This window comes from Peribacillus sp. NPDC006672 (assembly GCF_050274955.1).
GTDB lineage: Bacteria > Bacillota > Bacilli > Bacillales > DSM-1321 > Peribacillus.
The window spans coordinates 215,827-242,237 of sequence record NZ_JBNNOR010000003.1; the positions used below are offsets into that span (position 1 = coordinate 215,827).

22 protein-coding genes are annotated in these 26,411 nt (G+C 42.1%); 15 read left to right on the forward strand and 7 right to left on the reverse strand.

The annotated features are described in order from the left end of the window. Nucleotides 1–32 precede the first annotated feature (32 nt). From ACQKKK_RS06935 to ACQKKK_RS06945, 3 genes are all read left to right on the forward strand, one after another. Nucleotides 33–1,442: a murein hydrolase activator EnvC family protein gene (locus ACQKKK_RS06935; protein ID WP_427615087.1), complete on the forward strand. Its 1,410-nt coding sequence runs from the start codon at nucleotides 33–35 to the stop codon at nucleotides 1,440–1,442. 139 nt (nucleotides 1,443–1,581) lie between these two features. Continuing rightward, nucleotides 1,582–3,006, forward strand: a complete 1,425-nt coding sequence (locus tag ACQKKK_RS06940) for a S41 family peptidase (RefSeq protein WP_427615088.1) — start codon at nucleotides 1,582–1,584, stop codon at nucleotides 3,004–3,006. 213 nt (nucleotides 3,007–3,219) lie between these two features. Then, nucleotides 3,220–4,413, forward strand: coding sequence for a PDZ domain-containing protein (locus ACQKKK_RS06945; protein WP_427615089.1), 1,194 nt, complete (start codon nucleotides 3,220–3,222; stop codon nucleotides 4,411–4,413). A gap of 97 nt (nucleotides 4,414–4,510) precedes the next feature. On the opposite strand, the gene ACQKKK_RS06950 is transcribed toward ACQKKK_RS06945, so the two are convergent. Continuing rightward, nucleotides 4,511–5,500, reverse strand: a complete 990-nt coding sequence (locus ACQKKK_RS06950; protein WP_427615091.1) for an ABC transporter substrate-binding protein — start codon at nucleotides 5,498–5,500, stop codon at nucleotides 4,511–4,513. A 189-nt stretch (nucleotides 5,501–5,689) separates the two neighbouring features. Between ACQKKK_RS06950 and ACQKKK_RS06955 the strand changes: the two genes are divergently transcribed. Then, the gene (locus ACQKKK_RS06955) at nucleotides 5,690–6,694 is read left to right on the forward strand and encodes a FecCD family ABC transporter permease (protein ID WP_427615092.1); all 1,005 of its coding nucleotides are present in this window, start codon (nucleotides 5,690–5,692) and stop codon (nucleotides 6,692–6,694) included. Further along, entirely contained in the window at nucleotides 6,691–7,746 is a 1,056-nt protein-coding gene (locus ACQKKK_RS06960) for a FecCD family ABC transporter permease (RefSeq protein WP_427615093.1), read from the forward strand. The genes ACQKKK_RS06955 and ACQKKK_RS06960 overlap by 4 nt, the downstream gene beginning before the upstream one ends. Before the next feature lie 56 nt (nucleotides 7,747–7,802). On the opposite strand, the gene ACQKKK_RS06965 is transcribed toward ACQKKK_RS06960, so the two are convergent. The 3 genes from ACQKKK_RS06965 to ACQKKK_RS06975 all read right to left on the reverse strand — a co-directional run bounded on the left by ACQKKK_RS06965 (nucleotide 7,803) and on the right by ACQKKK_RS06975 (nucleotide 11,018). Beyond that, nucleotides 7,803–8,336, reverse strand: coding sequence for a YceI family protein (locus ACQKKK_RS06965; RefSeq protein ID WP_427615094.1), 534 nt, complete (start codon nucleotides 8,334–8,336; stop codon nucleotides 7,803–7,805). 185 nt (nucleotides 8,337–8,521) lie between these two features. Further along, complete coding sequence (locus ACQKKK_RS06970; RefSeq protein WP_427615095.1) at nucleotides 8,522–10,747, reverse strand: MMPL family transporter; 2,226 nt, start codon at nucleotides 10,745–10,747, stop codon at nucleotides 8,522–8,524. A 103-nt stretch (nucleotides 10,748–10,850) separates the two neighbouring features. Further along, a complete protein-coding gene (locus tag ACQKKK_RS06975; protein WP_427615097.1) occupies nucleotides 10,851–11,018 on the reverse strand; it encodes an N-acetylmuramoyl-L-alanine amidase in 168 nt (55 codons plus the stop codon). A gap of 274 nt (nucleotides 11,019–11,292) precedes the next feature. On the opposite strand from ACQKKK_RS06975, the gene ACQKKK_RS06980 reads away from it, so the two are divergent. The 10 genes from ACQKKK_RS06980 to ACQKKK_RS07025 all read left to right on the forward strand — a co-directional run bounded on the left by ACQKKK_RS06980 (nucleotide 11,293) and on the right by ACQKKK_RS07025 (nucleotide 24,182). Continuing rightward, nucleotides 11,293–12,870, forward strand: coding sequence for a catalase (locus tag ACQKKK_RS06980; RefSeq protein ID WP_427615099.1), 1,578 nt, complete (start codon nucleotides 11,293–11,295; stop codon nucleotides 12,868–12,870). 191 nt (nucleotides 12,871–13,061) lie between these two features. Next, the gene (locus ACQKKK_RS06985) at nucleotides 13,062–13,292 is read left to right on the forward strand and encodes a CsbA family protein (protein WP_034309928.1); all 231 of its coding nucleotides are present in this window, start codon (nucleotides 13,062–13,064) and stop codon (nucleotides 13,290–13,292) included. A gap of 218 nt (nucleotides 13,293–13,510) precedes the next feature. After that, the gene (gene uvrB / locus ACQKKK_RS06990) at nucleotides 13,511–15,496 is read left to right on the forward strand and encodes an excinuclease ABC subunit UvrB (protein ID WP_427615101.1); all 1,986 of its coding nucleotides are present in this window, start codon (nucleotides 13,511–13,513) and stop codon (nucleotides 15,494–15,496) included. A 6-nt stretch (nucleotides 15,497–15,502) separates the two neighbouring features. Continuing rightward, entirely contained in the window at nucleotides 15,503–18,382 is a 2,880-nt protein-coding gene (gene uvrA, locus ACQKKK_RS06995) for an excinuclease ABC subunit UvrA (protein WP_427615103.1), read from the forward strand. Nucleotides 18,383–18,606: 224 nt separating this feature from the next. Next, nucleotides 18,607–19,713, forward strand: coding sequence for a DUF4097 family beta strand repeat-containing protein (locus ACQKKK_RS07000; RefSeq protein ID WP_427615104.1), 1,107 nt, complete (start codon nucleotides 18,607–18,609; stop codon nucleotides 19,711–19,713). A gap of 548 nt (nucleotides 19,714–20,261) precedes the next feature. Further along, nucleotides 20,262–21,197 carry an HPr(Ser) kinase/phosphatase gene (gene hprK / locus ACQKKK_RS07005; protein WP_427615105.1) on the forward strand — a complete coding sequence of 312 codons (936 nt, stop codon included), beginning with the start codon at nucleotides 20,262–20,264 and terminating at the stop codon, nucleotides 21,195–21,197. A gap of 27 nt (nucleotides 21,198–21,224) precedes the next feature. Further along, nucleotides 21,225–22,037: a prolipoprotein diacylglyceryl transferase gene (gene lgt / locus ACQKKK_RS07010; protein WP_427615107.1), complete on the forward strand. Its 813-nt coding sequence runs from the start codon at nucleotides 21,225–21,227 to the stop codon at nucleotides 22,035–22,037. Nucleotides 22,038–22,064: 27 nt separating this feature from the next. Next, nucleotides 22,065–23,009 (forward strand): nucleoside recognition domain-containing protein, encoded by a 945-nt coding sequence (locus ACQKKK_RS07015; RefSeq protein ID WP_427615109.1) that lies wholly within the window; start codon nucleotides 22,065–22,067, stop codon nucleotides 23,007–23,009. Further along, entirely contained in the window at nucleotides 22,999–23,667 is a 669-nt protein-coding gene (gene ppaX / locus ACQKKK_RS07020; RefSeq protein WP_427615111.1) for a pyrophosphatase PpaX, read from the forward strand. Before ACQKKK_RS07015 ends, ppaX begins: the two co-directional genes overlap by 11 nt. Further along, nucleotides 23,664–24,182 (forward strand): acyltransferase, encoded by a 519-nt coding sequence (locus tag ACQKKK_RS07025; protein WP_427615112.1) that lies wholly within the window; start codon nucleotides 23,664–23,666, stop codon nucleotides 24,180–24,182. Before ppaX ends, ACQKKK_RS07025 begins: the two co-directional genes overlap by 4 nt. A gap of 33 nt (nucleotides 24,183–24,215) precedes the next feature. Here the strand turns inward: ACQKKK_RS07025 and ACQKKK_RS07030 are convergent, their stop codons facing one another. The 3 genes from ACQKKK_RS07030 to ACQKKK_RS07040 form a co-directional block, all read right to left on the reverse strand. Beyond that, nucleotides 24,216–24,359 carry a hypothetical protein gene (locus tag ACQKKK_RS07030; RefSeq protein ID WP_427615114.1) on the reverse strand — a complete coding sequence of 48 codons (144 nt, stop codon included), beginning with the start codon at nucleotides 24,357–24,359 and terminating at the stop codon, nucleotides 24,216–24,218. A 71-nt stretch (nucleotides 24,360–24,430) separates the two neighbouring features. Then, nucleotides 24,431–25,102 carry a class D sortase gene (locus ACQKKK_RS07035; protein ID WP_427615115.1) on the reverse strand — a complete coding sequence of 224 codons (672 nt, stop codon included), beginning with the start codon at nucleotides 25,100–25,102 and terminating at the stop codon, nucleotides 24,431–24,433. After that, on the reverse strand, nucleotides 25,092–26,147 hold the full coding sequence (locus tag ACQKKK_RS07040; RefSeq protein ID WP_427615117.1) for a processed acidic surface protein: 1,056 nt from the start codon (nucleotides 26,145–26,147) through the stop codon (nucleotides 25,092–25,094). The genes ACQKKK_RS07035 and ACQKKK_RS07040 overlap by 11 nt, the downstream gene beginning before the upstream one ends. Nucleotides 26,148–26,411 lie beyond the last annotated feature (264 nt).

Consider the following 26,411-nt stretch of genomic DNA (forward strand, 5'->3'; position numbering starts at 1 on the left):
GGATGTAACGGGATTGAAAGGGGAAATGAAACGTGAAAAAAAATATAATTGCCATGAATGCTACCATCATGATTGGGTTGGGAAGCATTTTAGCGGCACCTTCAGCTTATGCTGAGTCGATTTCGGATCTGCAAGAACAGAAAGAATCCATTCAGGAAAAACGTTCGGGCGTTGAATCGAATATTTTCGACACGGAGAAGAAAATCGATAACCTGCAGGATAAGCAAATGACAGCAGAAGAACAAATCTCGGCCATTGAAGCGAAAATTGCAGAGTCCTCAAAAAAAATCGATGCTAAAAATGCTGAAATTACAGAAACGAAAAAAGAAATAGAGGCATTGAAAGAAGAGATTAAAGTATTAAAAGAGCGGATCGCAAAACGCAATGAAGTATTGAAGGAAAGGGCACTTTCTTTCCAGGAGACTGGTGGGGACGTGAACTACCTCGAAGTACTATTTGGATCATCCAGTTTTGGGGATTTAGTTGACCGTGTCGGAGCTGTAGCGACAATTGCTGAAGCCGACAGGGATATTTTAAAACAGCATGAGCTGGATAAAAAGGATCTGGAAGAAAAGCAAAATGCCGTTGAAACGAAGCTTGCCAGTTTAGAAGTGGCAAAAGCTGAACTATTGGAAATTCAAAAGCAACAAAAGCAGCAGAAGCAAGAAAAGGATGCATTGGTTAAGAAATTAAAGAAACAAACTAAAGAACATGAAGATGCGAAGATGGGCCTAGAGGAAGAAAAAGCGAATCTTGCTGCTCAAGAAAAAGCTATCAAGTCAGCCATCAACTTAGAGCATCAACGTCTTGCAGAATTGGAAGCAGCTCGTAAAAAAGCGGCAGCTGAAGCGCAAAAACGTGCAGAGCAAGAAGCGGCTCAAGCGGCAGCACAAGCAGCAGCACAGGCAGCTTCTAAAGCATCCGAATCTAAAAAACAATCTACTTCTTCTGAATCCAGTGCAAAAAGCAACAGTTCATCATCATCATCATCATCATCATCTTCACACTCATTGTCTAATGTAAGCCAAGCGCCAGCTGTATCATCGGGTACTTTCACTAGACCAAGTGCAGGATATGTATCATCAACAATGGGTCAACGTTGGAATAAACAGCATGCCGGCATCGATATTGCTGCTAGTGGAACGGTTCCAGTTGTAGCGGCAGCCGATGGAATCGTAAGCCGTTCTTACTTCTCAAGTTCATACGGTAACGTCATCTTTGTTACCCATTCAATCGGCGGTCAGCAATGGACTACTGTGTATGCACATTTAAGTTCTAGACAAGCAAGCGAAGGTTCTGTTGTTGCCAAAGGCCAACAAATTGGAATCATGGGTAACACAGGACATTCATACGGTCAGCATTTACACTTTGAGCTACATAAAGGTGCATGGAATTATAGCAAGTCAAATGCTGTTAATCCATTAAACTATGTAAATATTTAATACCCAATATATCATCGGAAAAACAGATTAGGATAAATTCCTAATCTGTTTTTTTGTGGTGTACCATTTTCTTAAAGCATATTCTCTCCAATCCCCACATATAGTGAAATACATATCAGGGTCAGAAATGGGGATAAATATGGTCAAAAAATGGGTAATTCCTCTAGCAATCATCATGTCACTAGCCATTGGAGCAGTGGGGGGCATATATTGGACAAGCTTCCCGGATAAGAATGAAGCAAAGGAAGAAAGCCAAACAATACTGAAGGATAAGGAATGGGCAAAAGTGGAACAAGCTTACGGTTTGATCGTAAGCCAGTATGTGGAACAGGTGGACGGTTCTAATCTGGTGGAAGGTGCCATCCAAGGCATGCTGTCAACGTTGAAAGATCCTTATTCCGTATATATGGACAAGGAGACCGCTAAACAATTCAATGAAACCTTGGACTCCTCTTTTGAAGGGATAGGGACTGAAATTGGAATGGAAGATGGTAAGGTTATAATTGTATCTCCTTACAAAGACTCGCCTGCAGAAAAAGCTGGATTAAAGCCGAAAGATCAAATCCTTAAGGTGAATGGTGTAAGTGTAGAAAGTTTAGATCTATATGAAACACGCCTGAAAATCCGTGGCAAAAAAGGGTCACCAGTAAAAATGGAAATAAAGCGGGCGGGGGTTGCCAATCCACTTGAATTCAATATGGTGCGTGCTGAAATTCCATTGGATACCGTATTTTCATCAATTAAGGAAGTCGCCGGTGAACAAATAGGTTACATCGAGTTGACTACATTTTCGGAGAATACTGCCACTGATTTCAAAAAACAGATGAAGGAGCTGGAAAAGAAGGGAATCGAAGGCTTGGTCATAGATGTACGCGGCAATCCAGGTGGCCTTCTATCTAGTGTGGAAACGATTCTTGGAGAGTTCATCACAAAAGAAAAGCCCTATTTGCAAATTGCAGAAAGAACGGGAGAAACACAATCGTTTTTTACAAGCCTTAAGAAAGCGAAAGATTATCCCATTGCCGTGTTGACGGATAAGGGCAGCGCATCAGCCTCGGAAATTCTGGCTGGCGCCATGCAGGAGGCGGGAGGCTATCCATTGGTCGGCGAGAAGACCTTCGGAAAAGGCACCGTTCAGCAAGCTGTACCAATGGGTGATGGCAGTAAAATTAAACTTACATTATATAAGTGGCTGACGCCTTCAGGAAACTGGATCCATAAAAAGGGGATCGAACCGACAATCAAAGTGAAACAGCCGGATTACTTTAATGCCCATCAGCTGGCCGTTGAGAAGGTCCTGCAGCGGGATATGAATGATGAACAAATCCAGTATGCACAAAGCATTCTGAAAGGAATTGGATTTGAACCGGGTCGTGAGGATGGTTATTATGATTTGAGTACGGAAATCGCTGTAAAAGCATTCCAAAAACAATTTGGACTGAAAGTGACGGGCAAGCTGGACGCTAAAACCGCATCACATCTTGAATCCGCCATACTGGAAAAGATCAAGGATGAAGATAATGATATTCAATTGCGCACGGCTTTAAATTATTTAGTGAAATAATGCGAAGGCACCGCCGCTTAGGGCGGTGCCTTTTTTGCACTTGATCAAGCTTTCGCCTGCAAACATGAAGGAAGTATTGGGGAAACTCAAGATAAAGCTACTTTTTCTCCATCTTAATAGGCAGGGAGGTCACATTTTTGATAGAATAGGAGATAAATGACCAGAACGAAATTCAACAAAATTTTGATTACTTTTGAGGATGGTGGATAGAAATTGACAACGGATTGGCTGATAGCATGCTTAATGGGATTAGGGAAACTCTTCCTTCATCCTTTGCTTTATGTTTCGATTGCATATTGTTTATTCATCGGCTATCTTCGCGTTAAACGGGAACGCCATGATTTTAATACGAAGATCTACGGTATTTCCATGGAGCTGCGTTCCATGTTGCCTCAAGGATTGATATGGGGATTCATCCTTTCTGTCCTCACCTTGGCATTGGGACTAACCATTCCCTTGGCGGCGCTGTTCATCATGGCAGGGGTTACGATCTTGTCAATGTTATCCATGAAAAGGAGGTTCGTTTCCCCCGTTTATACAGTGGGACTCACTTTCTTTATCCTTTTCTTTTTATATGATAGAGATATCAAGCTGACGGTACTTCAGGATGCGTTTAATCAGCTGGACCGGTCCGTATATCCGACACTTGTTATTTTGATAGGGTTATTGCTGATTGCTGAAGGGTTTTTGATTGTTGGCAATGGAAGTAAAAAGGTTTCCCCTCAGTTGGAGGTATCCAAGAGGGGGCAGCCGATAGGTGTGTACGTTTCACAGCGGATCTGGCTAATTCCAATGTTCGTTATGATTCCGGGCGGACAGCTTCCAGCGCCTTTCGAATGGTATCCGGTGTTTTCAATCGGGGACATATATCTCTCGCCAATCGTACTTCCCATTTTGATCGGCTTCAAGCAAAAAGTTCAGGGGACGCTCCCAGAACAGGCCATTAGGGCGCAAGGCAAAAAGATAGGAGCATTGGGATTTGCGATAACGCTATTAGCGGCAGTTGGTTATTGGTACCCGCCATTGGCTATCATAACGGCGGTTTTAGCAATCCTGGGTCGAGAATTCCTGCATTATTCCCAAAAGGCAATGGATGAAAAGCTCCCTTTTTATTTTTCAAAAAGTAAGCTTGGTGTTCAGATCTTAGGCATAATCCCTCAATCACCGGCAGATAAGATGGGGTTGCTTAAAGGGGAGGTCATTTCGAAAATAAATGGTGTCGTCGTCAGGGAAGAAGAAGAATTATACAGGGCGCTCCAAATAAACCGGGCACATTGCAAGCTTGAGGTCATCGATAATAATGAACAGATTCGTTTTGTACAAAGAGCCCTATTTGACGGGGAGCATTACGAATTGGGCATCTTGTTCGTTGACGATCAATTAAAGGAAAGTGGACAAGCGGGGTAATGTCATTAAAGCGGAGCGCATGAATGTAAAGTAAAACGGCCTTTCTCGAATCTATATCGAGAAAGGCCGTTTTCATTAGGATCGCGATCCTGTATTTTTACTTTTTAAGCATGATTTTTTCTATATCGTCCAGCATTTTATTAGCTGCAATTACTCCGCCAGCTGTATTCCATGTTGCGTCACTAACCTCATAAGCATTTCCTTTTTTGACTGCATCAAGGTTTTTCCAAAGTGGATCATTAGTCCACTCTTTTGCTGTGCTTAGGGCTTGTTTATCGCCTTCAGGAGCGTAGGTGAAGTAAAAGAGAATATCTCCATCCATTTTAGGGATGACTTCTTTCCCAACCTCGATGGCAAGGTTACCCAATTTATTATTTGGAGTGAACAGTTCCTTCTGTTGCTCTGCACGTTTAAATCCTAATTGATCGAAAATCACTCCAGAGAATGAATCCGTATAATAAATACGAGTTGTTCCAGCCATGAAACGAACTATGGAAACTTCTTGATTTACCTTATCACCCAATTTTGCTTTAAGATCTTCTGTGTGTTTATCGAATTGGGCTATTACGTCGTTTCCTTTTTCTTCAAGGTTCAAGGCTTTTGCATATAGTTTAAAGTTATCTTTCCAATCGCCTCTTAGCGTTTCAGAAAAAACGGTAGGAGCGATTGCATTTAATTTATCATAAACGGCTTCTTGGCGAATCTTGCTTCCGATAATCAAGTCAGGTTTCAGTGATGCGATTTTCTCTAAGTTAATTTCATGTTCAACACCAACAACTTCGACCCCATCCATATCATCTTTAATATGGTCGTACCAAGGATCACCAAGCCACGATTGAACGGCACCAACAGGTTTGATACCTAGAGCAAGTAACGCCTCAGTGCCTTCATTTGTTAGAACGACCACTCTTTTAGGCGTTTTTTTCAATTCGGCAGTGCCCATGGCATGCTCTATTGTGTAGCTTTTCTCTTCTTTCTTGTCTTCAGCTTTATTTCCTTTAGCTTGATCATTCGAATTCCCGCAGGCAGCTAGAAGGAAGACTGCAAATATTGTAAAAATCGTTAATAATGACTTAAATCTAAACATCTATGTATCCCTCCCATTTTTTTGCAAATGATAATCATTCGCACTTACCAGCATCATCATAAAATGAATATACTTTTCTGTCAATATATAATTGAAAATGATTCTCAAATTCATTGACATGATCCTGTTAACGCCAGTACAATTGAATAAAATAAGGATATACAAACGTGATTGGAAAGGTAACCGGATATGTTATTAAAAAATTCACGGCAGAAATGGATGGGGCTGTTCGTTACCATTATTTTGCTGCTTTTTTTACTGTGCTCAAGCATTGTTTACGGATATACAAATACAACATGGCAAATGGCCATTGATGCTTTTACCCATTTCAATGGGACGAATGAACACATTGTCATTCAATCAGTCAGACTTCCACGGGCCCTGATCGCATCGGCAATTGGTGCCAGTTTAGCCATCTCAGGGGTTTTGATGCAAACGCTAACTAAAAATCCCCTCGCTTCTCCAGATATATTCGGGGTCAACGCAGGCGCGGGATTGGCCGTTGTCACTGGGGTCACCGTCTTTGGGATAAGCAATCTTCAAGTATTCACGTGGTTGTCTTTTATTGGTGCCAGCATAGCCGCGATAAGCATTTATATGATTGGAAGCATGGGAAGGGGCGGCATGACACCGATGAAGCTGACATTGGCCGGTGCAGCCATGACTGCCATGGTATCTTCACTGACACAAGGCCTTCTCGTTTCCAATGAGGCCCTTTTAGAACAAGTCCTATTCTGGCTTGCTGGATCAGTTTCCGGAAGAAGTCTGGACAATTTAATCGCCGTCCTGCCTTATCTTATTGTTGGCTGGGGCCTTGCCTTGATCGTTTCCGGTAAAATGAATGTGTTATCCATGGGTGAAGATGTTGCAAAAGGTCTTGGACTGAATATAGTTTTCCTTAAACTTGTTCTTGGACTGGCAGTCATCCTGCTCGCCGGAGGATCAGTGGCGGTTGCGGGTCCGATTGGTTTTATAGGAGTTGTCGTACCGCATCTTACCCGTTCAATAGTAGGCATCGATCATCGCTGGTTGATTCCGTTTTCTGGACTTTTCGGGGCGGTGCTTTTGATCGCAGCGGATATCATATCAAGGTATATCCTGATGCCTCGAGAAGTTCCGGTAGGAGTCATGACAGCCATAATCGGGACCCCATTCTTTATTTATATAGCTAGAAAGGGGTTCAGCGGTAGATGAAATCGTTTAAGAGCTTCCGTTTATTTAATGAAAAAATATCATTCTTAATGGATAAAAAGGCTATGATCGTGATCTTTATATTATTTTTAGTCACTTCATTAGTGTTTGTGATCAGTACTGGAATGGGTGAAATGAATATACATCCTTGGAATGTCCTCCAGGTCTTTATCGGAGGGGGGACGGAGAGCGATCGGCTTATCATCCAATCTTTCCGCCTTCCTAGAATTATCGTTGCTCTCTTGGTAGGGATGGGTCTTGCTGTAGCTGGAGGAATCCTTCAAGGGATGATTCGAAATCCACTTGCCTCCCCTGATATTTTGGGGATAACAGGAGGAGCGACTGTAGCGGTCGTTGGCTTCATGGCCATTTTTAGCGACAAGAATCATTCATTAACGGTGAGCATCAATTGGCTACCGTTGGCTGCATTCATCGGGGCGACAGTCGTAGCTTTACTTGTTTATTCCTTAGCCTGGAAAAATGGAGTTCCCCCGATAAGGCTTGTGTTGATCGGGATTGGGGTGATGGCTTTAATGAAGGCACTCACCACGATGATGATGATTCTTGGCCCAGTCTTTCAGGCGAGCCAAGCAAACCTTTGGATCACGGGATCAGTGTCAAACTCCAGCTGGAGTAATATTGCTGTGCTTGCGCCGTGGACGATTCTATTCCTTTTCCTTGCCTTTCTGTATGCTAGAAATATTAATTTACAGGAGCTAGGCGATGATCTTGCAACGGGGCTTGGGGGGCATGTCCAAAAACAGCGGTTTACATTATTGATGATTAGTACGGCATTGATTGGTGGTTCTACAGCTTTTGCTGGAGGAATAGGCTTTGTGGGATTAATGGCACCCCACATGGCTAGAAGGCTGGTTGGTTCAAGTTTTGGAATGTTATTACCCACTTCAGCTTTGCTAGGTGGCATCCTGGTTATGGTGGCGGATTTGGTAGGACGGACCTTATTTTCACCTTTGGAAATACCGGCTGGTGTCTTTACAGCGAGCATCGGGGCACCATACTTCATTTATTTACTGTATAAAACGAGGAATTCGTAAATCCGGTAAATGTAGAAAGAAGCAGTCATCATAGGGATGGCTGCTTCTTTATTTCATTAAGCTTCTTTAGCTAATTCGATTTCGATGGTTAGATTGATTTGATCCCCGATTAGTACGCCGCCTGTTTCTAATGCTGCGTTATAGGTTAAGCCATAATCACTGCGTTTAATCTTCCCTTTTCCGCTAAAGCCTGCTTTTTCATTACCCCATGGATCTTTTCCTTGGCCTTCGAAGGTGATGGCGAAAGTTTCTTCTTGTGTGATTCCGTTAAGGGTAACATTACCTGTTACATCGTATTCATCATCATCCGTTTTTGCTATTTTTGTTGATTTGAATGATAATGTGGGATTTTTTTCTACATCAAAAAAGTCAGCAGAACGCAAGTGATTATCCCGGTCTGCATTGCGTGTGTCAATACTGGCCACATCAACGGTAAAATTGATATCCGCAGTTGTCAGATCCGATGGATTTGCTGAAATGATTGCCTCGAATTTATTAAAACGTCCTTTTACTTTAGCGATCATCATATGTTTTACAGAAAATTCAATAGAACTGTGAGTCGGGTCGACTGTCCATTTTGTGTTGGTCATGGTTATTCCTCCTGAATTATTAATCTTGAATTTATATATCTTTAATTTGAGATACTTGAACTTAATGTAATTATAAGAGGTGAAAGGAATAGTGTCAACTGAAAGTTTTCCTTAATTTTGAAAACATGAAAAACCCTGTGCATTTATCGGGCACAGGGTTTTTGCTTATAAAGCTGACACCTTTATTAATTGGCATGTTCTTTCTCTTCTTGATTAGTCACTTTACTCGGCCAAAAGGCACGTCGGCCAAGTAGGGCGGTTATCGCAGGAACCAGGAAAGGGCGTACGATGAATGTGTCCATTAATACACCCAAAGCGGTAATGAGCCCGAATTGAACCAATACTTGAATAGGAAGTGTGGCAAGAACGGAAAAAGTGGCTGCCAAGATTATCCCGGCGGAAGAGATGACACCGCTAGTTTTTGCAACGCCTTCTCTTATGGACTGCTTGATTGGCATCGTCTTTTTCTTGCGCCAAATGCTTGAAACCATGAAAATGTTGTAATCTTCTCCAAGTGCGACCAGGAATACGAATGAATAAAGTGGAATTGTCCCCTCTATGGCATCCACACCCATGAAATAGTGCAAGATTATCCAACCTAAGCCCATAGCAGCAAAAAATGAGAGTATGACTGTTCCCATTAAATACACCATGGCTGTCACAGATCGCAAGTAAGCTAAAAGGAGCAAGGAAATCAGGAAGATGATAATCGGGATGATCATGAATTCATCGGCTTTTACGGTATCTCTTTTATCAAATTGTGTCGCAGTTTGCCCGCCAACCCAAACCTTTTCATCAACGGAAGAGACATTGGCCGCCTTCAATTCCTTCTCCGCCATGTTTCGAATTTCTGGAATTGAATCAATGGCCTCGATATCATATGGGTTTATGTTGAATGTGACTTCATAGGATTGCAGATCTTTATTGGATTTACTTGTAACGGGATCAGCAACACGTTCAACGATGCTCATCTCTTTTAATGCATCTGACAAATCGATATCCTTACCATTCGTATCGACAACCACTGTGGCTGGTGCCAGTTCGCCTGGTGAGTACGAGTTGGATATGACAGTATAGCCTTCCCGGGAGTTCATATCTTCAGGGAAAGAAGAGAGAATATCATATGAATATTTTATTTGCGAAGAATATCCAGCTAAAACACTGAAGATGATCAGGCATGTAAGAATGACGGTCCATGGTTTGGTTGTGACGATATTACCAATCCAATTACCGATTCGGCCTGATCCTTTAAGTTTTTTGACGCCTTTTCCCTTTTTCTTAGCACGTGCTTCTTCCATTTCTGGTGTGCGAGGAACGATTGGGAAGAAGGAAGCCCTACCGAATACAGAAAGCAATGCAGGTACAAGTGTTAAAGCTGCTGTCATCATGATTAAAATGGACAAGCTGAATGGTACAGCAAAACGGTGATAGGCTCCGTATTTGGCTACAAGCAATGTTAGCAGGGAAATGACGATCGTAAGGCCGCTCATCGCAATGGCGCCTGATGAATCTTTGAATGCCGCAATCATGGCATCCCGTTTACTTTCATGAGTCCTTAATTCACTTCTGTAGTGAGAAATTAAAAATAGACAATAATCCGTCCCGGCACCGAATAATAATACGGTCATGATTGAAATGGCCTGTGAATCAACTGTAATCCAACCATGGTCTGCCATGAATCCAAGAATCGGACTTGTGACAAGATAGGCGAAGCCTACTCCGATTAGAGGAATGATGGCTAAAAGCGGGGAACGGTAAATGAGTAATAAGACGACAAGTACAAGTATTACAGTCGCTAAAAGCAATTGGAAATCAGCACCTGAGAATAATCCCGTTGCATCGACGGATATCCCTACAGGGCCTGTCACTCGAAGGGATAATTCATCTGAATCCGTTGGGACCTTGAATGGGTCCGATCCAATGCGTTCTGAAACTATTCCATTAATGCTTCCAAGATTTTTTTCCAGAATGGCAGTCTCGGTCTTTTCCTTAAAGAAAATCGGCTGTACGAAAGTTGTTCCATCTTCTGAAACTGATTCTTGCAGAGCAGGCAAAGGGATGTCATGAAGCGGTGGTAAAAAAGATTGCTGTGTAAGTGGGTTATCTGTAAGTTCTTTGGAAACGTACTGGATTTTGGCCAAGTCGGCTTCTGTCAGTCCGCTTTCCCGATGCCATGTCAGCAGGGCCGGTAATCCTGAAGAATTCGGAAACTCTTTTTTAATAAGTTCATCAGCCACGACGGAAGCAGAGTCTGCAGGCAAGTCAGCGGCATTATTCGCTGTTCGATCATTTACTGCAGGCAATGTGAAGGTTAATAGAATGGCTGCAATGATCCATACAGCAATGACAATCCAACGACTGGTTTTTCCGGTCATCATCCTGCCAAATCTTCCTAATATTGATTCGTCCAATGAAGGCACCCCGCTTTTTGAATTTTTTATCCTTACTTCATTATATTTGAGTTCTGCTGGCTTATACAAAAATGGGTATGCTCGCTTCATGTTTCTAAAGCCTTCAATCTATCATGAATCCCGCCGTTTGCAGCTTATCTTGATAGTTCCTGGGTGCTAACAGTCTTTCTTCCGTAGGATTGGGAATGAATCCTGATCCGACTAAAATGGCAGCTTGTTTATTAGCTCCAATAACCTGGAAATTACGCGTTTTGGTACCTTGATTCCTCATGTTTTTTCACCACCCGGACTGCAGGTTTGAAATGGTGACCTCATGGCCTTTTTGTGCCAAGGGATTTGGATGAAGTTTTTGGGAGTCCCTTATATGTTTTTTTCGATGTTATGAAGCGGCGTTATTAATTTTGTGAAAATATACTCATTCACATATAGGAGAAAAGCAATTATTTATCTGATTTCCATTAAATTTGAAGATTGAAGAGTGAAATATAGGGGATAGGGGAAAGTATAGTAGTATTGTGGCTTTTATTAACAAAGGAGGTAATTTTTTGTCCGATAAATCCAAAAAAACCAATGATGAATCGAAAGAAACATTAACGAACAGGCAAGGGCACCCCGTAACGAATAACCAGAGTCTTAGAACTGTAGGGAACAGAGGTCCAAGTACACTTGAGAACTACGATTTCCTGGAAAAGATCAGTCACTTCGATAGGGAGCGGATTCCTGAACGTGTCGTGCATGCCCGTGGTGCAGGTGCACATGGTTATTTTGTCCCGACTGGTAAAGCAGGGGACGAGCCGATTTCAAAATATACGAGAGCGAAGGTTTTTCAGGAAGAAGGTAAAAAAACACCGGTATTCGTGAGATTTTCATCTGTTATTCATGGAGGGACATCACCGGAAACGTTACGTGATCCCAGGGGGTTTGCGGTAAAATTTTATACGGAAGATGGAAACTGGGATCTTGTAGGGAATAACCTGAAGATATTCTTTATCCGAGATGCCATGAAATTCCCTGATCTGATCCATGCCTTCAAACCGGATCCAGTTACGAATATCCAGGACGGAAGAAGGATTTTCGATTTTTGCTCCAGTTCCCCAGAAACATTTCATATGATTACGTTTGTTTTTTCCCCTTGGGGCATTCCTGCCAATTACCGGATGATGCAAGGGTCAGGGGTCAATACTTATAAATGGGTGAATGAGGAAGGCAAAGCCGTACTTGTCAAGTATCACTGGGAACCGAAACAAGGGATCAAGAACCTGACACAGAAAGAGGCTAATGAAATTCAAGCTACGAATTTCAATCATGCCACACAGGATTTATATGAAGCAATTGAACGTGGGGACTACCCGGAATGGGATCTAAATGTACAGATCATGAGTGATGACGATCATCCTGAATTGGATTTTGACCCGCTGGATGATACAAAAATCTGGCCGAAAGATGAATTCCCGTGGCTGCATGTCGGTACGATGGTATTGGATAAGAATCCGGAAGACTATTTCACTGAAGTGGAACAGGCTGCATTCGGCACGGGTGTCCTAGTGGATGGATTGGACTTCTCGGATGACAAGATGTTACAGGGACGTACTTTTTCTTATTCCGATACACAGCGACACCGTGTTGGCGCAAATTACCTGCAATTGCCGATTAATGCTCCAAAGAAACGGACAGCCACGAATCAGACTGGCGGACAGATGCAATATGAAGTTGGCAGGGGCAACCAAAGCCCCCACATCAACTACGAACCATCAACAGTCGGCGGTTTGAAAGAAGCTGAACAGACGGGCAAGGAGTATACACCTTTGGTAGAAGGGAAACTTGTCCGTGAGACAATCGATCGCCAAAGCAATACGAAGCAGGCCGGTGAAACATTCCGTGAATTTGAAGATTGGGAAAAAGATGATTTGATCTCCAATTTAGTGTCGGCATTGGCTCCTGCCGACAAGCGCATTCAGGAAAAAATGATAGCCCTCGCTGAAGAGGCCGATGAAGAGTATGGTCGCAGATTGAAAGAGGGATTAGCCTCGGCTTCTGAACATACGGAATCTTCAAAACCCATAGGTGGAACGGATAACCCAGAGGCCGCAGTTAGAAAAGGACATGAAGCGGATCCATATTGATTGGTCTGAAAAGAAGCAAACTTCCCTTTAAAAGGGGTTTGCCTCTTTTTTTTATGGGCATAATTGATGGATGGGTGGAACGGTCTTCTGAGGATGTTTTTGATAATCTAGTGGGAAATTAATTGGCAAAAAACTTCATAATCATTTAAACTGAAACTACTCTATTTTTCTCTTATAAAGGAGATGAAAAAATGATTAAAATTCTTTCCGCCCTCTTTCTTCCTTGTCTACTTGTCATGCTATTTTCAAGAGTCACCTATAACAATGTCGTCGGCCTTGTTTTAACTGTTGCCTTGATTACAGCTTCTGCATATAAAGGTTATACGCATACAAACTTATTGATCATCGTTGATGCCTTATCCCTTACAGTGGGATTTTGGTTATCAAAAAGAATGATGAAACGAACATCCAAGAGCGCCTGACATCAAAGGTGCTTTTTTTTTCTCAAACTTACCATTGCCCTCAATAAACCATGAGTCTATAAAACCCAAAAACAGAATAGATGTTCGCTTATTGCTGGTTTGTTTTGAGGCTATTGTGGTAGAATGAGTATATATACTTTCTTAAACCGGAATAAATAGAAGGGATATGGTCATGTCCCGTTTTCATATAAAAATATTTCAATAGGAGGCTATGCTTGGTGAAAGATAAGTTTGAGTTAGTCTCAAAATACTCTCCTCAAGGAGATCAACCTGCAGCAATTGAAATGCTTGTCGAAGGCATTAAAGAGGGAAAGGAAATGCAGACATTATTGGGGGCAACGGGGACAGGGAAAACGTTCACGGTTTCCAATGTTATTCAACAAATCAATAAGCCGACACTTGTCATTGCCCACAATAAAACGTTGGCAGGACAGCTTTACAGTGAGTTCAAAGAGTTTTTCCCTAATAATGCCGTTGAATACTTCGTCAGCTATTATGATTACTACCAGCCAGAAGCTTATGTTCCTTCCACTGATACATTCATCGAAAAAGATGCAAGCATCAATGATGAAATCGATAAACTTCGTCACTCGGCAACCTCGTCATTGTTCGAAAGGAAAGATGTCATCATCATTGCCAGTGTTTCGTGCATATATGGGCTGGGTTCTCCGGAAGAGTACAGGGAGATGGTTGTTTCTCTCCGTACAGGCATGGAAATAGACCGGAATGCCTTGCTCCACAGGCTCGTGGATATTCAATATGAGCGGAATGATATTGCTTTTCAACGTGGAACTTTCCGCGTTCGCGGTGACGTGGTTGAAATTTTCCCGGCCTCACGTGATGAACACTGTGTGCGGGTCGAGTTTTTCGGAGATGAGATAGACCGTATCCGTGAAGTCGATGCCCTGACTGGTGAAATCACAGGAGAGCGCGAACATATCGCGATTTTCCCAGCTTCCCATTTCGTAACCCGAGAAGAGAAAATGAGGATAGCCGTTCAGAATATCGAAATGGAACTGGAAGAGAGATTGAAGGAATTAAGGGAAGATGAAAAACTTCTTGAAGCACAGCGCTTGGAGCAGCGGACCCGTTATGATTTGGAAATGATGCGGGAAATGGGGTTTTGTTCAGGGATAGAGAACTATTCCCGCCATCTAACGCTTCGTCCATCAGGTGCGACACCTTATACTTTAATGGATTACTTTCCAGAGGACTTCCTATTGGTCGTGGATGAATCACACGTTACACTATCGCAAATCCGGGGCATGTTCAATGGAGATCAGGCACGAAAGCAAGTACTTGTCGATCATGGCTTCCGTCTGCCGTCTGCAAAAGATAACCGCCCGCTAAGATTTGAAGAATTCGAAAAAAAGGTCCATCAATCCATATTCGTTTCGGCAACTCCGGGACCATATGAACTCGAACATACGCCAGAAATGGTTCAGCAGATCATCCGTCCTACCGGATTGCTAGATCCAACGATTGAAGTGCGGCCAATTGAAGGACAGATAGATGACTTGATCGGTGAAATACAGGAGCGGGTCAAAAAGAACGAACGTGTCCTCATTACGACCTTAACGAAAAAGATGTCTGAAGATTTAACTGATTATTTAAAGGAAATTGGCATCAAGGTCCAATACCTTCATTCGGAAGTGAAGACCTTAGACAGGATAGAAATCATCCGGGAACTGCGAATGGGCAAATATGATGTACTCGTCGGAATCAATCTACTAAGGGAAGGCCTGGATATTCCGGAAGTGTCATTAGTGACCATTCTGGATGCCGATAAAGAAGGGTTCCTTCGCTCGGAACGTTCGCTTATTCAAACGATGGGCCGTGCAGCCCGTAATGCAAACGGCCACGTTATCATGTATGCAGACCGCATCACGAATTCGATGGAACTTGCCATCAATGAAACGAGGCGGCGCCGTGAAATACAGGAAAATTATAATAAAGAGCATGGAATAATGCCTCAAACCATTCAAAAGGATATCCGAGACTCCATAAGGGCCACACATGTAGCCGAAGAAGGAGAAGCGTATAAAGAAGATCTTGCACCAAGCCTCGCGAAGCTCCCTAAAAAAGAGCGTGTTAAAGTGATGGCAAGCATGGAAAAAGAAATGAAGGAAGCGGCTAAGGCACTGGACTTCGAGCGAGCTGCCGAGCTACGTGATTTATTACTAGAGTTAAAAGCGGAAGGGTGACGAAACATGGCAATGGATAAAATTGTGATAAAAGGCGCCAGGGCCAACAATTTAAAGAATATTGATATCACGATACCGAGAGACAAACTTGTTGTGCTAACCGGATTATCCGGATCTGGTAAGTCTTCCTTGGCTTTTGACACGATTTATGCAGAAGGGCAAAGGCGTTATGTGGAATCATTGTCCGCTTATGCGCGTCAATTTTTGGGCCAAGTGGATAAACCGGATGTCGATGCGATTGAAGGTTTGTCACCAGCCATTTCCATAGACCAGAAAACGACCAGTCGAAATCCTCGTTCAACCGTAGGGACTGTTACGGAAATCTATGATTATTTAAGGCTGTTATATGCACGGGTGGGCAGGCCGACCTGTCCGATCCATAATATTGAAATCACCTCACAAACGATTGAGCAAATGGTGGACCGCATTCTTGATTACCCTGAGCGAACCAAGCTTCAGGTATTGGCACCGCTTGTCTCAGGCAGAAAAGGGACACATGCAAAGGTTTTGGAGGAAGTTAAGAAACAAGGATATGTCCGAGTTCGCGTGAACGGGGAAATGCATGATCTTAGTGATGAGATCACTCTCGAAAAAAATAAAAAACATTCAATTGAAGTCATAATAGACCGGATCGTCATTAAAGAGGGTGTCATGGCGCGGCTTGCAGATTCATTGGAAAGTGCTTTGAAGCTTGGCGAAGGCAAGGTCATCATTGACGTTATGGGTGAAGAAGAGCTGCTGTTCAGTGAACATCATGCTTGTCCATACTGCGGATTTTCGATTGAAGAGTTAGAGCCGAGGATGTTTTCCTTCAATAGCCCTTTTGGAGCCTGCCCGGATTGTGATGGTTTGGGGGCGAGGCTTGAGGTGGACCGTGATCTGGTCATCCCAAATAAGGAATTAAGCCTCCGTCAGCATGCTATTGCGCCATGGGAGCCGACGAGTTCTCAATATTATCCTCAGCTTCTTGAAGCGGTAGCCAACCATTATGCGATAGATATGGATATGCCCGTTAAAGATTTACCGGAAGATAAATTGGAGAAGGTCTTGCTTGGTTCAGGTAAAGATAAGATTTATTTCCGTTATAAAAATGATTTTGGAAGAGTGCAAGAAGGATATATTTCTTTTGAAGGAGTTTTAAGAAACATTGAAAGGCGCTTCAAGGAAACAAGTTCAGACTATATTCGTGAGCAAATGCAGAAATATATGTCAGAACACCACTGTCCAACCTGTAAGGGTCACCGATTGAAAAAAGAGAGCCTTTCTGTGCTCATTCAAGGGGTCCATATAAGTGAAACAACAGCTTTATCAGTGGAAGATGCTTTAGTATTTTTCAATAAGCTTGATTTGACTGAGAAGGAAGCTGCAATTGCGAGATTGATTTTACGTGAAATTCATGAGCGGCTCGGTTTTCTTGCAAATGTAGGTTTGGAATATCTGACGTTGAGCAGGGCGGCAGGAACATTATCAGGAGGGGAAGCGCAACGTATACGATTGGCGACGCAGATCGGTTCCCGATTGACGGGAGTCCTGTACATTTTAGATGAACCTTCAATAGGGCTGCATCAGAGGGATAACGATCGACTAATTGAAACGTTGAAGAATATGCGTGAAATCGGGAATACCTTGATCGTTGTCGAGCACGATGAAGATACGATGCTAGCAGCGGATTATTTGATCGATGTTGGTCCTGGAGCAGGAGCTCATGGGGGAGAAATAGTGGCCGCTGGAACTCCGGAAGAGGTCATGAATAATCCTAAATCGTTAACGGGCCAATATTTAGCAGGGAAGAAATTCATTCCATTGCCATTGGAACGCCGGAAGAATGATGGCCGTGTCATTGAAATAAAGGGTGCCAAGGAAAATAATTTGAAAAACGTTAATGTGAAATTCCCTCTTGGAGTCTTTACAGCCGTTACAGGAGTCTCGGGATCAGGGAAAAGTACATTGGTGAATGAGATCCTCCATAAGTCTTTGGCTCAAAAGCTGAATCGGGCCAAAGCTAGACCAGGGGATTTTCGTGAAATCAAGGGCATTGAGCATTTAGATAAAGTCATTGATATTGACCAATCACCGATCGGTAGAACACCGCGATCAAATCCAGCTACCTATACAGGCGTGTTTGATGATGTTCGTGACGTTTTTGCCTCGACTAATGAGGCGAAGATCCGCGGTTATAAAAAAGGACGGTTCAGTTTTAATGTGAAGGGCGGCCGCTGTGAAGCTTGCCGTGGCGATGGCATTATCAAGATTGAAATGCATTTCCTCCCTGATGTCTATGTTCCATGTGAAATCTGTCATGGGAAACGTTATAACAGGGAAACGCTTGAAGTGAAATATAAAGGGAAAAATATCTCTGACATTCTCGATATGACAGTTGAGGAAGGCGTTAGTTTCTTTGAAAATATCCCGAAAATCAAACGGAAGCTACAAACGATCTTTGACGTTGGTTTGGGTTATATCAAGCTTGGACAGCCTGCGACCACTTTATCAGGGGGGGAAGCGCAAAGGGTGAAACTTGCTTCTGAATTGCATCGCCGTTCCACTGGGCGCTCCTTTTATATCTTGGATGAACCAACTACCGGACTTCATGTCCACGATATAGCGAGGTTGCTCGAGGTCCTGCAGCGGCTGGTTGACAATGGGGATACAGTTTTGGTGATTGAGCATAATCTGGATGTCATCAAGACGGCGGACCATATTATTGACCTAGGTCCGGAAGGCGGAGACAAGGGCGGAACGATCGTCACCTATGGTACGCCTGAAAAAATATGTGAAGTATCCGAATCATATACAGGGAAATACTTAAAACCTGTTCTTACTCGTGATCAAATTCGTATGGAAAATTGGATTGAAGAAAAAGAACAAGAGCATGAACATGCTTAAAAGAACAAGCCGGTTGGCTTGTTTTTTTGTAGAAAAATGACAGTGTGCATTTAATCAATCATTTGATTAAACAATAGGTAAACAAGATATTTCCGGGGAAATCGTACATTTCCCTTTTCGGAAATTGTCATTTTCCTTTGTCGAATGATGGGAAAAATGGTATTTATGAAACTTTTTAGATATTTGGGCGTATGTATGAATAAAATGATAGGAGAAAGCGAGGAATGTTCATGCAGGAGGAAAGAAAGAAAATTTTAGAAATGATTCAAGATGGCAAGTTATCAGCGGAAGAAGCTATGGGCCTTTTGGAAGAATTAGAAAAAGCTAGTCAGGAAAGTGAAGCTAAAGAGCAGAAATTACAAAATGAATTATCGACGGTAGTCGTGGATAAGCAAGGCGAAGGAAGCACTCAGGATACGTTTAAAAAGAATATCCAGTCATCGAAAGAAAAGATTATTGATTTCGTTGAAAGTGCTTTTAAGAAAATCAAAGAAACGGACCTTGATTTCAATTTCGGGAAATCTGTGGAAGTCAGTCATATTTTTCAGCATGACTATGATTTTCTAAATGAAGTTGATGTAGATATAGCAAATGGGAAAATAAGAATCGCTACATGGGATCAGAATGATGTCCGGGTTGAATGCCAAGCTAAGGTATACCGGGTGGAGGATATGGAAGAAGCTAGGAAAAACTTTTTAGAAGAAGTCGATTTTTCGATCGAAGATGGTAAGATGAATTTCAAGGTTCGTGAAAAATCCATAAAGGTTGATACGATCATGTACATTCCTAGGAGGGAATATGATGACATTCATGTAAGGATGTTCAATGGTGAAATCACGACTGAATCATTGAAATCAGAGAACCTTAAAGCAAAAACAGCGAATGGTGCCATTCATATCATGCAGAGTACAGGTGATTCGTGTGAGCTTGAAACGGGTAACGGGATGATCACGATTTCAGATACCAACTTTAATGACTTGGAAGCTGAGACCCTTAATGGAGCGATTAATGCCGATGGGTACTTTAAGAAAGTGGATGTTCAAACTTTCAATGGGGAAATCGTCTGCACAAATTCAGGGATGGATTGCGATTCAATACATGCTAAGTCAGTTACAGGAAAAGTCCAGCTGATCCTGCCACAAGGTAAGGCGATTGAAGGAGAGTTAAAATCTAACTTAGGAAGCTTTAATGTAAGTTTGGAAGGGATGACCATCATCGAAGAGAAAAGTGATGTGGTTCAAAAGGTCCTTAAGTTTAAGACGGTTAAAGAAGGGGTCCCTGTTCTTCATGTTTTTGCAGAAACCAAGACTGCAGCGATAACGATTTCCTGAAGAAAAAGAAAGTACGCTGATATAACTGGCGGGCTCAGAATGTAGTCAAACTCGATGAAAATCGAGTTTGTCTACATTTTTTTATGGCTTGTACAATTTGGATGTTGATTTCCGCTCAAGAAACTCGCTTTCCTCGGCTTGTGCCAGCGGGGTCTCCCCTAAACGCGCTTTTCCCGCAGGAGTCTCGCACCCTCGTTCCAATCAACTTTGTTATTAAATTTTGGTAGAAACCATACCTAAGGAATTGAAGGTGTTGCTTTGGGAACAACATTTGATGAAAGATACGTTTTCCGACCCCTTTTGCCTACAAAGTGAGCCTGCCAATATAAACTGGCGGGCTTTCTTTTATTGGGATGAAACGACTGTAAGGGTTCATGTATGTTCATCTCATCTTTTTCCTATTCACGGTGTCCTTCCCGGTGCCATTATCGGGTAGAGTGATAAAAAATCAATAAATCGATAATGCTTTGTTTGGTTATTAACGGAAAAATGCTAAAATAGAAAAAGTATCTCTAGAATTAGCATTGCTCCAAAAGGAGGAAAGATATATGGCAAAAGTCCGTACAAAGGATATAGTTGAAGCGTTCGGCCTAGAACTTATCAGTGGGGAAGAAGGAATTAACCGACCAATTGTCACGAGTGATCTATCTCGTCCAGGACTTGAAATAGCCGGTTTTTTTGATTACTATCCCGCGGATCGAGTACAGCTTTTAGGTATGACGGAGATGTCCTTTTTTAATCGGTTGAATGAACCGGAACGAATACAAAGGATGGAAGAGTTATGCAGGGACTTTACTCCAGGCATCATCATTACGCGTGGTCAGGAAGTGCCGATAGAGTTGATTGAAGCTTCTGAGCGGGAATCCGTTCCTGTGATGAGGTCTAGTATGAAGTCAACACGTTTATATAGCCGTCTGACCAATTTCCTTGAAAGTAGATTGGCACCAACTACTGCTGTTCATGGTGTATTGGTGGATATTTATGGGCTTGGTGTGCTAATCACCGGTAAAAGCGGCGTCGGTAAAAGTGAGACAGCCCTGGAATTAGTGAAACGGGGTCATCGTCTCGTAGCGGATGATTGCGTCGAAATCCGACAGGAAGACCAGGATACGTTAGTCGGGAATGCCCCGGATTTAATCGAACATCTTCTTGAAATAAGAGGGTTGGGAATCATTAATGTAATGACACTTTTTGGAGCTGGTGCAGTCCGGAGCAATAAAAAGATCTCAATCGTCATCAATCTGGAACTATGGGAAAAAAACAAGCAGTATGACCGGGTTGGTCTAGATGAAGAAAAAATGAAAATCATCGATACGGAAGTGACGAAAATAACCGTACCTGTCCGTCCAGGTCGAAATTTAGCTGTCATCATTGAAGTGGCAGCCATGAATTACCGCCTGAAACGAATGGGAGTAAATGCTGCAGAACAGTTTTCAGATCGCTTGAATCATGCAATTGCAGATCCGGAACATGATGAATTTTAAAAGGTATATAGGAAAAGAGGGGACAAAATGGAACAAGGAATACAGCCACTGAATCCAATAGCAATTGATCTAGGCCCTATCCAGGTACATTGGTATGGACTAATCATCGGTTTCGGTGTATTACTGGGTCTAATTATTGCTTTAAGGGAATGTGAGCGCAGAGGTCTTGATAAAGAAATATTTACAGATTTGATATTGTTTGCTGTTCCAATTGCGATTATTTGTGCCCGTATATATTATGTCATATTCCAGTGGGAGTACTATTCACAAAACCCGGGGGATATCATCAAAACATGGCATGGCGGCATCGCCATACACGGTGCATTGATTGGATCGGTGTTGACTGCCATAATTTTTGCCAAGGTCAAGAAAATCTCATTTTGGAAGCTGGTGGATATTGCTGCACCGAGCTTATTGTTGGGACAGGCAATTGGCCGTTGGGGTAATTTTATGAATCAGGAAGCGCATGGAGGAGAAGTAACAAGATCGTTCTTGGAAAATATGCATCTGCCTGAATTCATTATTAACCAAATGTACATAAACGGTACATATTATCATCCAACCTTTTTGTACGAATCGGTTTGGAATATCGTCGGTGTGATCATCCTCTTAAGTTTAAGGAAAGTGAACTTGCGCAGGGGTGAACTATTTTTAACCTATGTAATATGGTATTCCGTTGGTCGTTATTACATTGAAGGGCTAAGGACAGATAGCTTGATGTTAACGGAGTCACTTCGGATCGCACAAGTGATTTCTATTGTGTTGGCCGTCGTTGCTATTGCATTAATGATATTTAGAAGGGTCCGTGGATATGCCGAGAAAAGATATTTAGATGCATAGAGAATATGTGTAAAGGGAGAGGGCATAGTGATAGTAGATTCTGTTAAAAAGGGGATCCTTTCTGGCTTGAATACAACTTGGTCATTGGGAAAAGTGATTTTTCCAGTTACTTTGATTGTTACCGTGCTTCAATATACACCTGTATTGCCATGGATCATAAACTTGATAGCGCCATTGATGAATCTCATCGGCCTTACGGGTGACGCGGCAATCCCTCTCGTACTAGGGAATTTCTTGAACTTATATGCAGCGATTGCAGGTATATTAACGCTAGACCTGACCGTAAAAGAAGTATTTATTATCGCAATGATGCTCTCTTTTTCACACAATTTATTAATTGAATCAGGTGTGGCGATGAAAACCGGTGTCAAGCTGTGGATCATTTTAACTGTACGGATTGGACTGGCGCTTTTGTCTGCTGTTGTTATCAATCTTGTTTGGCAGGGCGGATCTGAAATGGCCCAAGGAGTGGCTATCGGGGAGACTGTTGAGATTACCGGAGCGGGTGCAATCCTTTTACATGGGGTCATCCAGGCCCTTTCCGGAATCGCCCAGCTGGCGGTCATCGTCATTCCGCTAATGGTAGTGGTTCAAATCATGAAAGATTTAAAATGGCTGGAAGTCTTTTCAAAAGCTCTTGCTCCTTTTATGAAAGTTTTAGGGATGAAGCCAAATGCCTCTATGCCATTTGTAACAGGGTTGACACTGGGTCTTGCATATGGGGCAGGTGTAATGATTCAAGCAGCGAAAGAGGATAATGTCTCGAAGAAGGATATGACGATTGCATTTATCTTTTTAGTTGCTTGTCATGCTGTTATTGAGGATACACTTATTTTTATTCCACTGGGGATTCCGGTTTTGCCGTTATTACTTATCAGATTAATCACCGCTATTGTACTTACGATGGTGGTCGCTTATATTTGGAACCGGACTGACAGTGTGCAGAGGAAGGAAGCCGTATATGAACAGTAACATAACTACATTATTATTTGACCTTGATGGAACGTTAATCAATACTATCGAATTGATTATCGACTCTTTTACAAAAACTTTAGATCATTATTGTCCGGGACAGTTTAAGCGAGAGGATATTATTCCATTTATCGGCCCGACATTGGTTGATACGTTTTCTTCTATCGATCCGGAACGTGTAGATGAAATGATCGCTTTCTATCGGGAGAGTAATTGGAAGAATCATGATTTACTTGTGACACAGTATGACGGTGTGTTTGAAACAATTCAAACTTTGAAGCAGAGTGGCTATAAATTGGCTGTCGTTACGACGAAGAAACGTGATGTCGTCGAAAAAGGTTTGCGTTTAAGCAAACTTGATCAATTCTTTGAAGTCGTGGTCACTCTGGATGATGTGGAAAAAGCCAAGCCGGATCCAGAGCCGCTGGTAAAAGCGTTAAACCAACTCGGCTCGGTTCCTGATGAGGCAATCATGGTTGGCGACAGTTATCATGATATTCTTGGCGGGAAAAATACGGGTACAAAAACAGCGGGTGTCGCGTGGTCGATTAGAGGACGTGAATTTTTAGAAAGCTATCATCCTGACTATATGCTTGAGCAAATGGCTGACTTGCTGAATATCATAGAGATTGAAAAGCTTACAGAGGTTAGAAAATGAGACGCACGACCCGCTATCCGGTAGAAGGGGCTAATTCACTTTGGCATGTGTATAAGACCGTACCATTCTGGAAAGTCGTGAAGAACTTTGTGGTGATTCAGTTAGCGCGTTATACACCGTTTTTAGGCATGAAGAATTGGCTTTACAGGACTTTTTTACATATGAAAGTCGGAAAGCATACTTCGTTTGCTTTGATGGTCATGCCGGATGTGATGTTCCCTGAAAAAATATCCGTGGGAATTAATACAGTCATTGGCTATAATACGACGATTCTGGCTCATGAATATTTAATTCATGAATATCGTTTAGGAGATGTAGTCATTGGGGATGAGGTATTGATTGGAGCTAATTCGACCATTCTTCCAGGGCTTTCAATTGGTAATGGAGCGATTGTTTCTGCGGGGACGCTTGTCCATAAGGATGTTCCAGAGGGAGCTTTTGTCGGGGGGAATCCAATGAAAATCATATATACGAAAGAGGAAATGCTTGAGAGGGATCAGCAAACTTCTTTATGAAAAAAGACTTGCCCAAATATGCGGCAGGTCTTTTTAATGGCATTTTGGGTATAGCGGTGTCAGTTCATTCTTTAGATGATCTATGACTTCGTTAATCGATATATTTTCCTTGTTCACTGTCGTTTCATAAGTGTCTTTCAAAATTTGAAAAAACTTTTCCTGTGCTTGTTTATCCATACTCAGCTTGTCCACCTACAATCTTTTTAAGATTAATGAAGAGAGAGCTGAACAACTTCAGCCCTCATATCTCATTTATCTATTTCCGTTTTCAATAAATCGGCAACCAATACGTATCGTTCCGGTGCACTACCAATATATGAAAAAGGATAGCAGGTTGTTACAGTAAGTGTAGCTTTAGGTTTGGGAACGATCACGGTACGGTCATCAGCATCGACGATACGGACTTTCCTCACTTTATAGGTAAACGTACCAGCTTCTGTTTTGGTGATTAGCAGGTCGCCTTTTCCAACCTCACCAAGCTTTCTGAAGATGGTATCCCGATGTCCGGATAAAACGGAATTATCCTTTTCACCCGGTAGAACCGACCCAGCGTAATGACCGACACCCTTTTTGAGTTCATCGTCATCCGTTCCATGGTAAATTGGGAGTGTTGCCTCGATTTTTGGGATATAAAGCTCACCCATCAAATCACCTGTCTTCGGCCGTTCATCATATAGTTCAGTCCCATCGGGAATATCTGCTTTCGCCTTCGGTCCTGGGAGCTTAGCCGTCGCCTCGATCAGCTCCGTCGTCTCGGGTGTTTCAGACTTATTCCATTTATATATGGCATAGCCTTTTAATAGTGTATAGGCGTTTGTCGTTGTAAAGTAAAAACCTAAGCTTAAAAAGCAAACAGCAGTGATGAGTAACCATTTTCTCTTATGCCTGGTTTGCCTATTTTTGCTCATCTTAATTTGCAAGTCTCGCTTTTCTAATTAATCCGAAAGCAATGCCCATCATCACTAAACCGATTAAAGCACCGAATAGGTAATTACCAGCCGTTTTAGGAAGCACTCCGCCTTTTTCCGTTTTATGTACGGGTTTTGCGTGTTTTGCGGGTTTCTTCTTTTCTTTTTTTACTTCAGCCACTTTAGAAATGACCTCAGTGGACTGTTTGATGTCATTACCGGTTTCTTTCACTAAATCGGAACCAATCATTTCACCTGTCAATATAAAATCGAGCAATAGATTGCCGTTTAAATCATAAATGGAAACTAGTAAACTAGCATTCTTCAATTCCTTAAGCTGGAATAAAGCCTCAAGGGATAGGTTTGTAGTGACGCCATCATGAATTAAGGCGAATTTAAATTTAATTTGCAGCAAGTTTTGCAGATCATTATATATAGAAAGCAACTCTGCCACTTGCTCTGCAGACAATTCATCAATTGTTTCAAAATATTCGAGTTTGTTCATCCTATCGGAAATCGCCATTAAACGATCTTCAAAAGTTGGGTCCTCGGCGATAGGTAAAAGATGGTTCATGAATCTGTCCAGCTCTTCGTCTGTAAGATCGATCTCAGAAAAGAGCCCATCCATTAAATTGATGATATCTTCATCATCTTCATCATCATAACCCATTTCTAAATCGATGATATCTTCTATGTCGTAAATGAAGTGGAAGGTATCCATGATAGAATCTCCTTTTTCCAATTCACCGTAATCTATTAATAATTCGGTAAGTTCAGCTTCGGTCATTTCATATTCTTTCAGTAGATCCTTTAAAGTCTTAGGAGTGACGGCCGGTCCTAATGTATCACGCAACTCTTCTACAGATTCAAATTCATTCAATGTTAAGTCGTAATAGGCTAAATACTCTTCCAATTCTTCTTGTGTCATTCTGACTTCAGAAAGGTACCCATTAAGCTCATGCTTGTCGATCTTAGTGGCGGCAAAACCCTTTGTTCCACTAAAACCCAGCGAAAAAAGTACGATAAGAGCCACAAAAAAAGAAAAATACTTCTTCAATTCCATTTCCCCCTAAAAATTTATAATAATACCAAACTCCTAATATTATAAAACAGCTAAACCAAAAGGTATACATTAATAACAATGAATGGCTAAAGATAGGAATATTTATCCGGGGAAAAGGGTGTGGCTCCTTCCAATTGACCTTAAAAAGGTCAGGAAGAAATATCAAAGACCGTCATGGGATTGGAGTCATGGAATTCCTCACCTTTTTCTTGACGTTAGGTGGGGGCAGGGGTAAACTATTAGTAACTTCACTCTGCT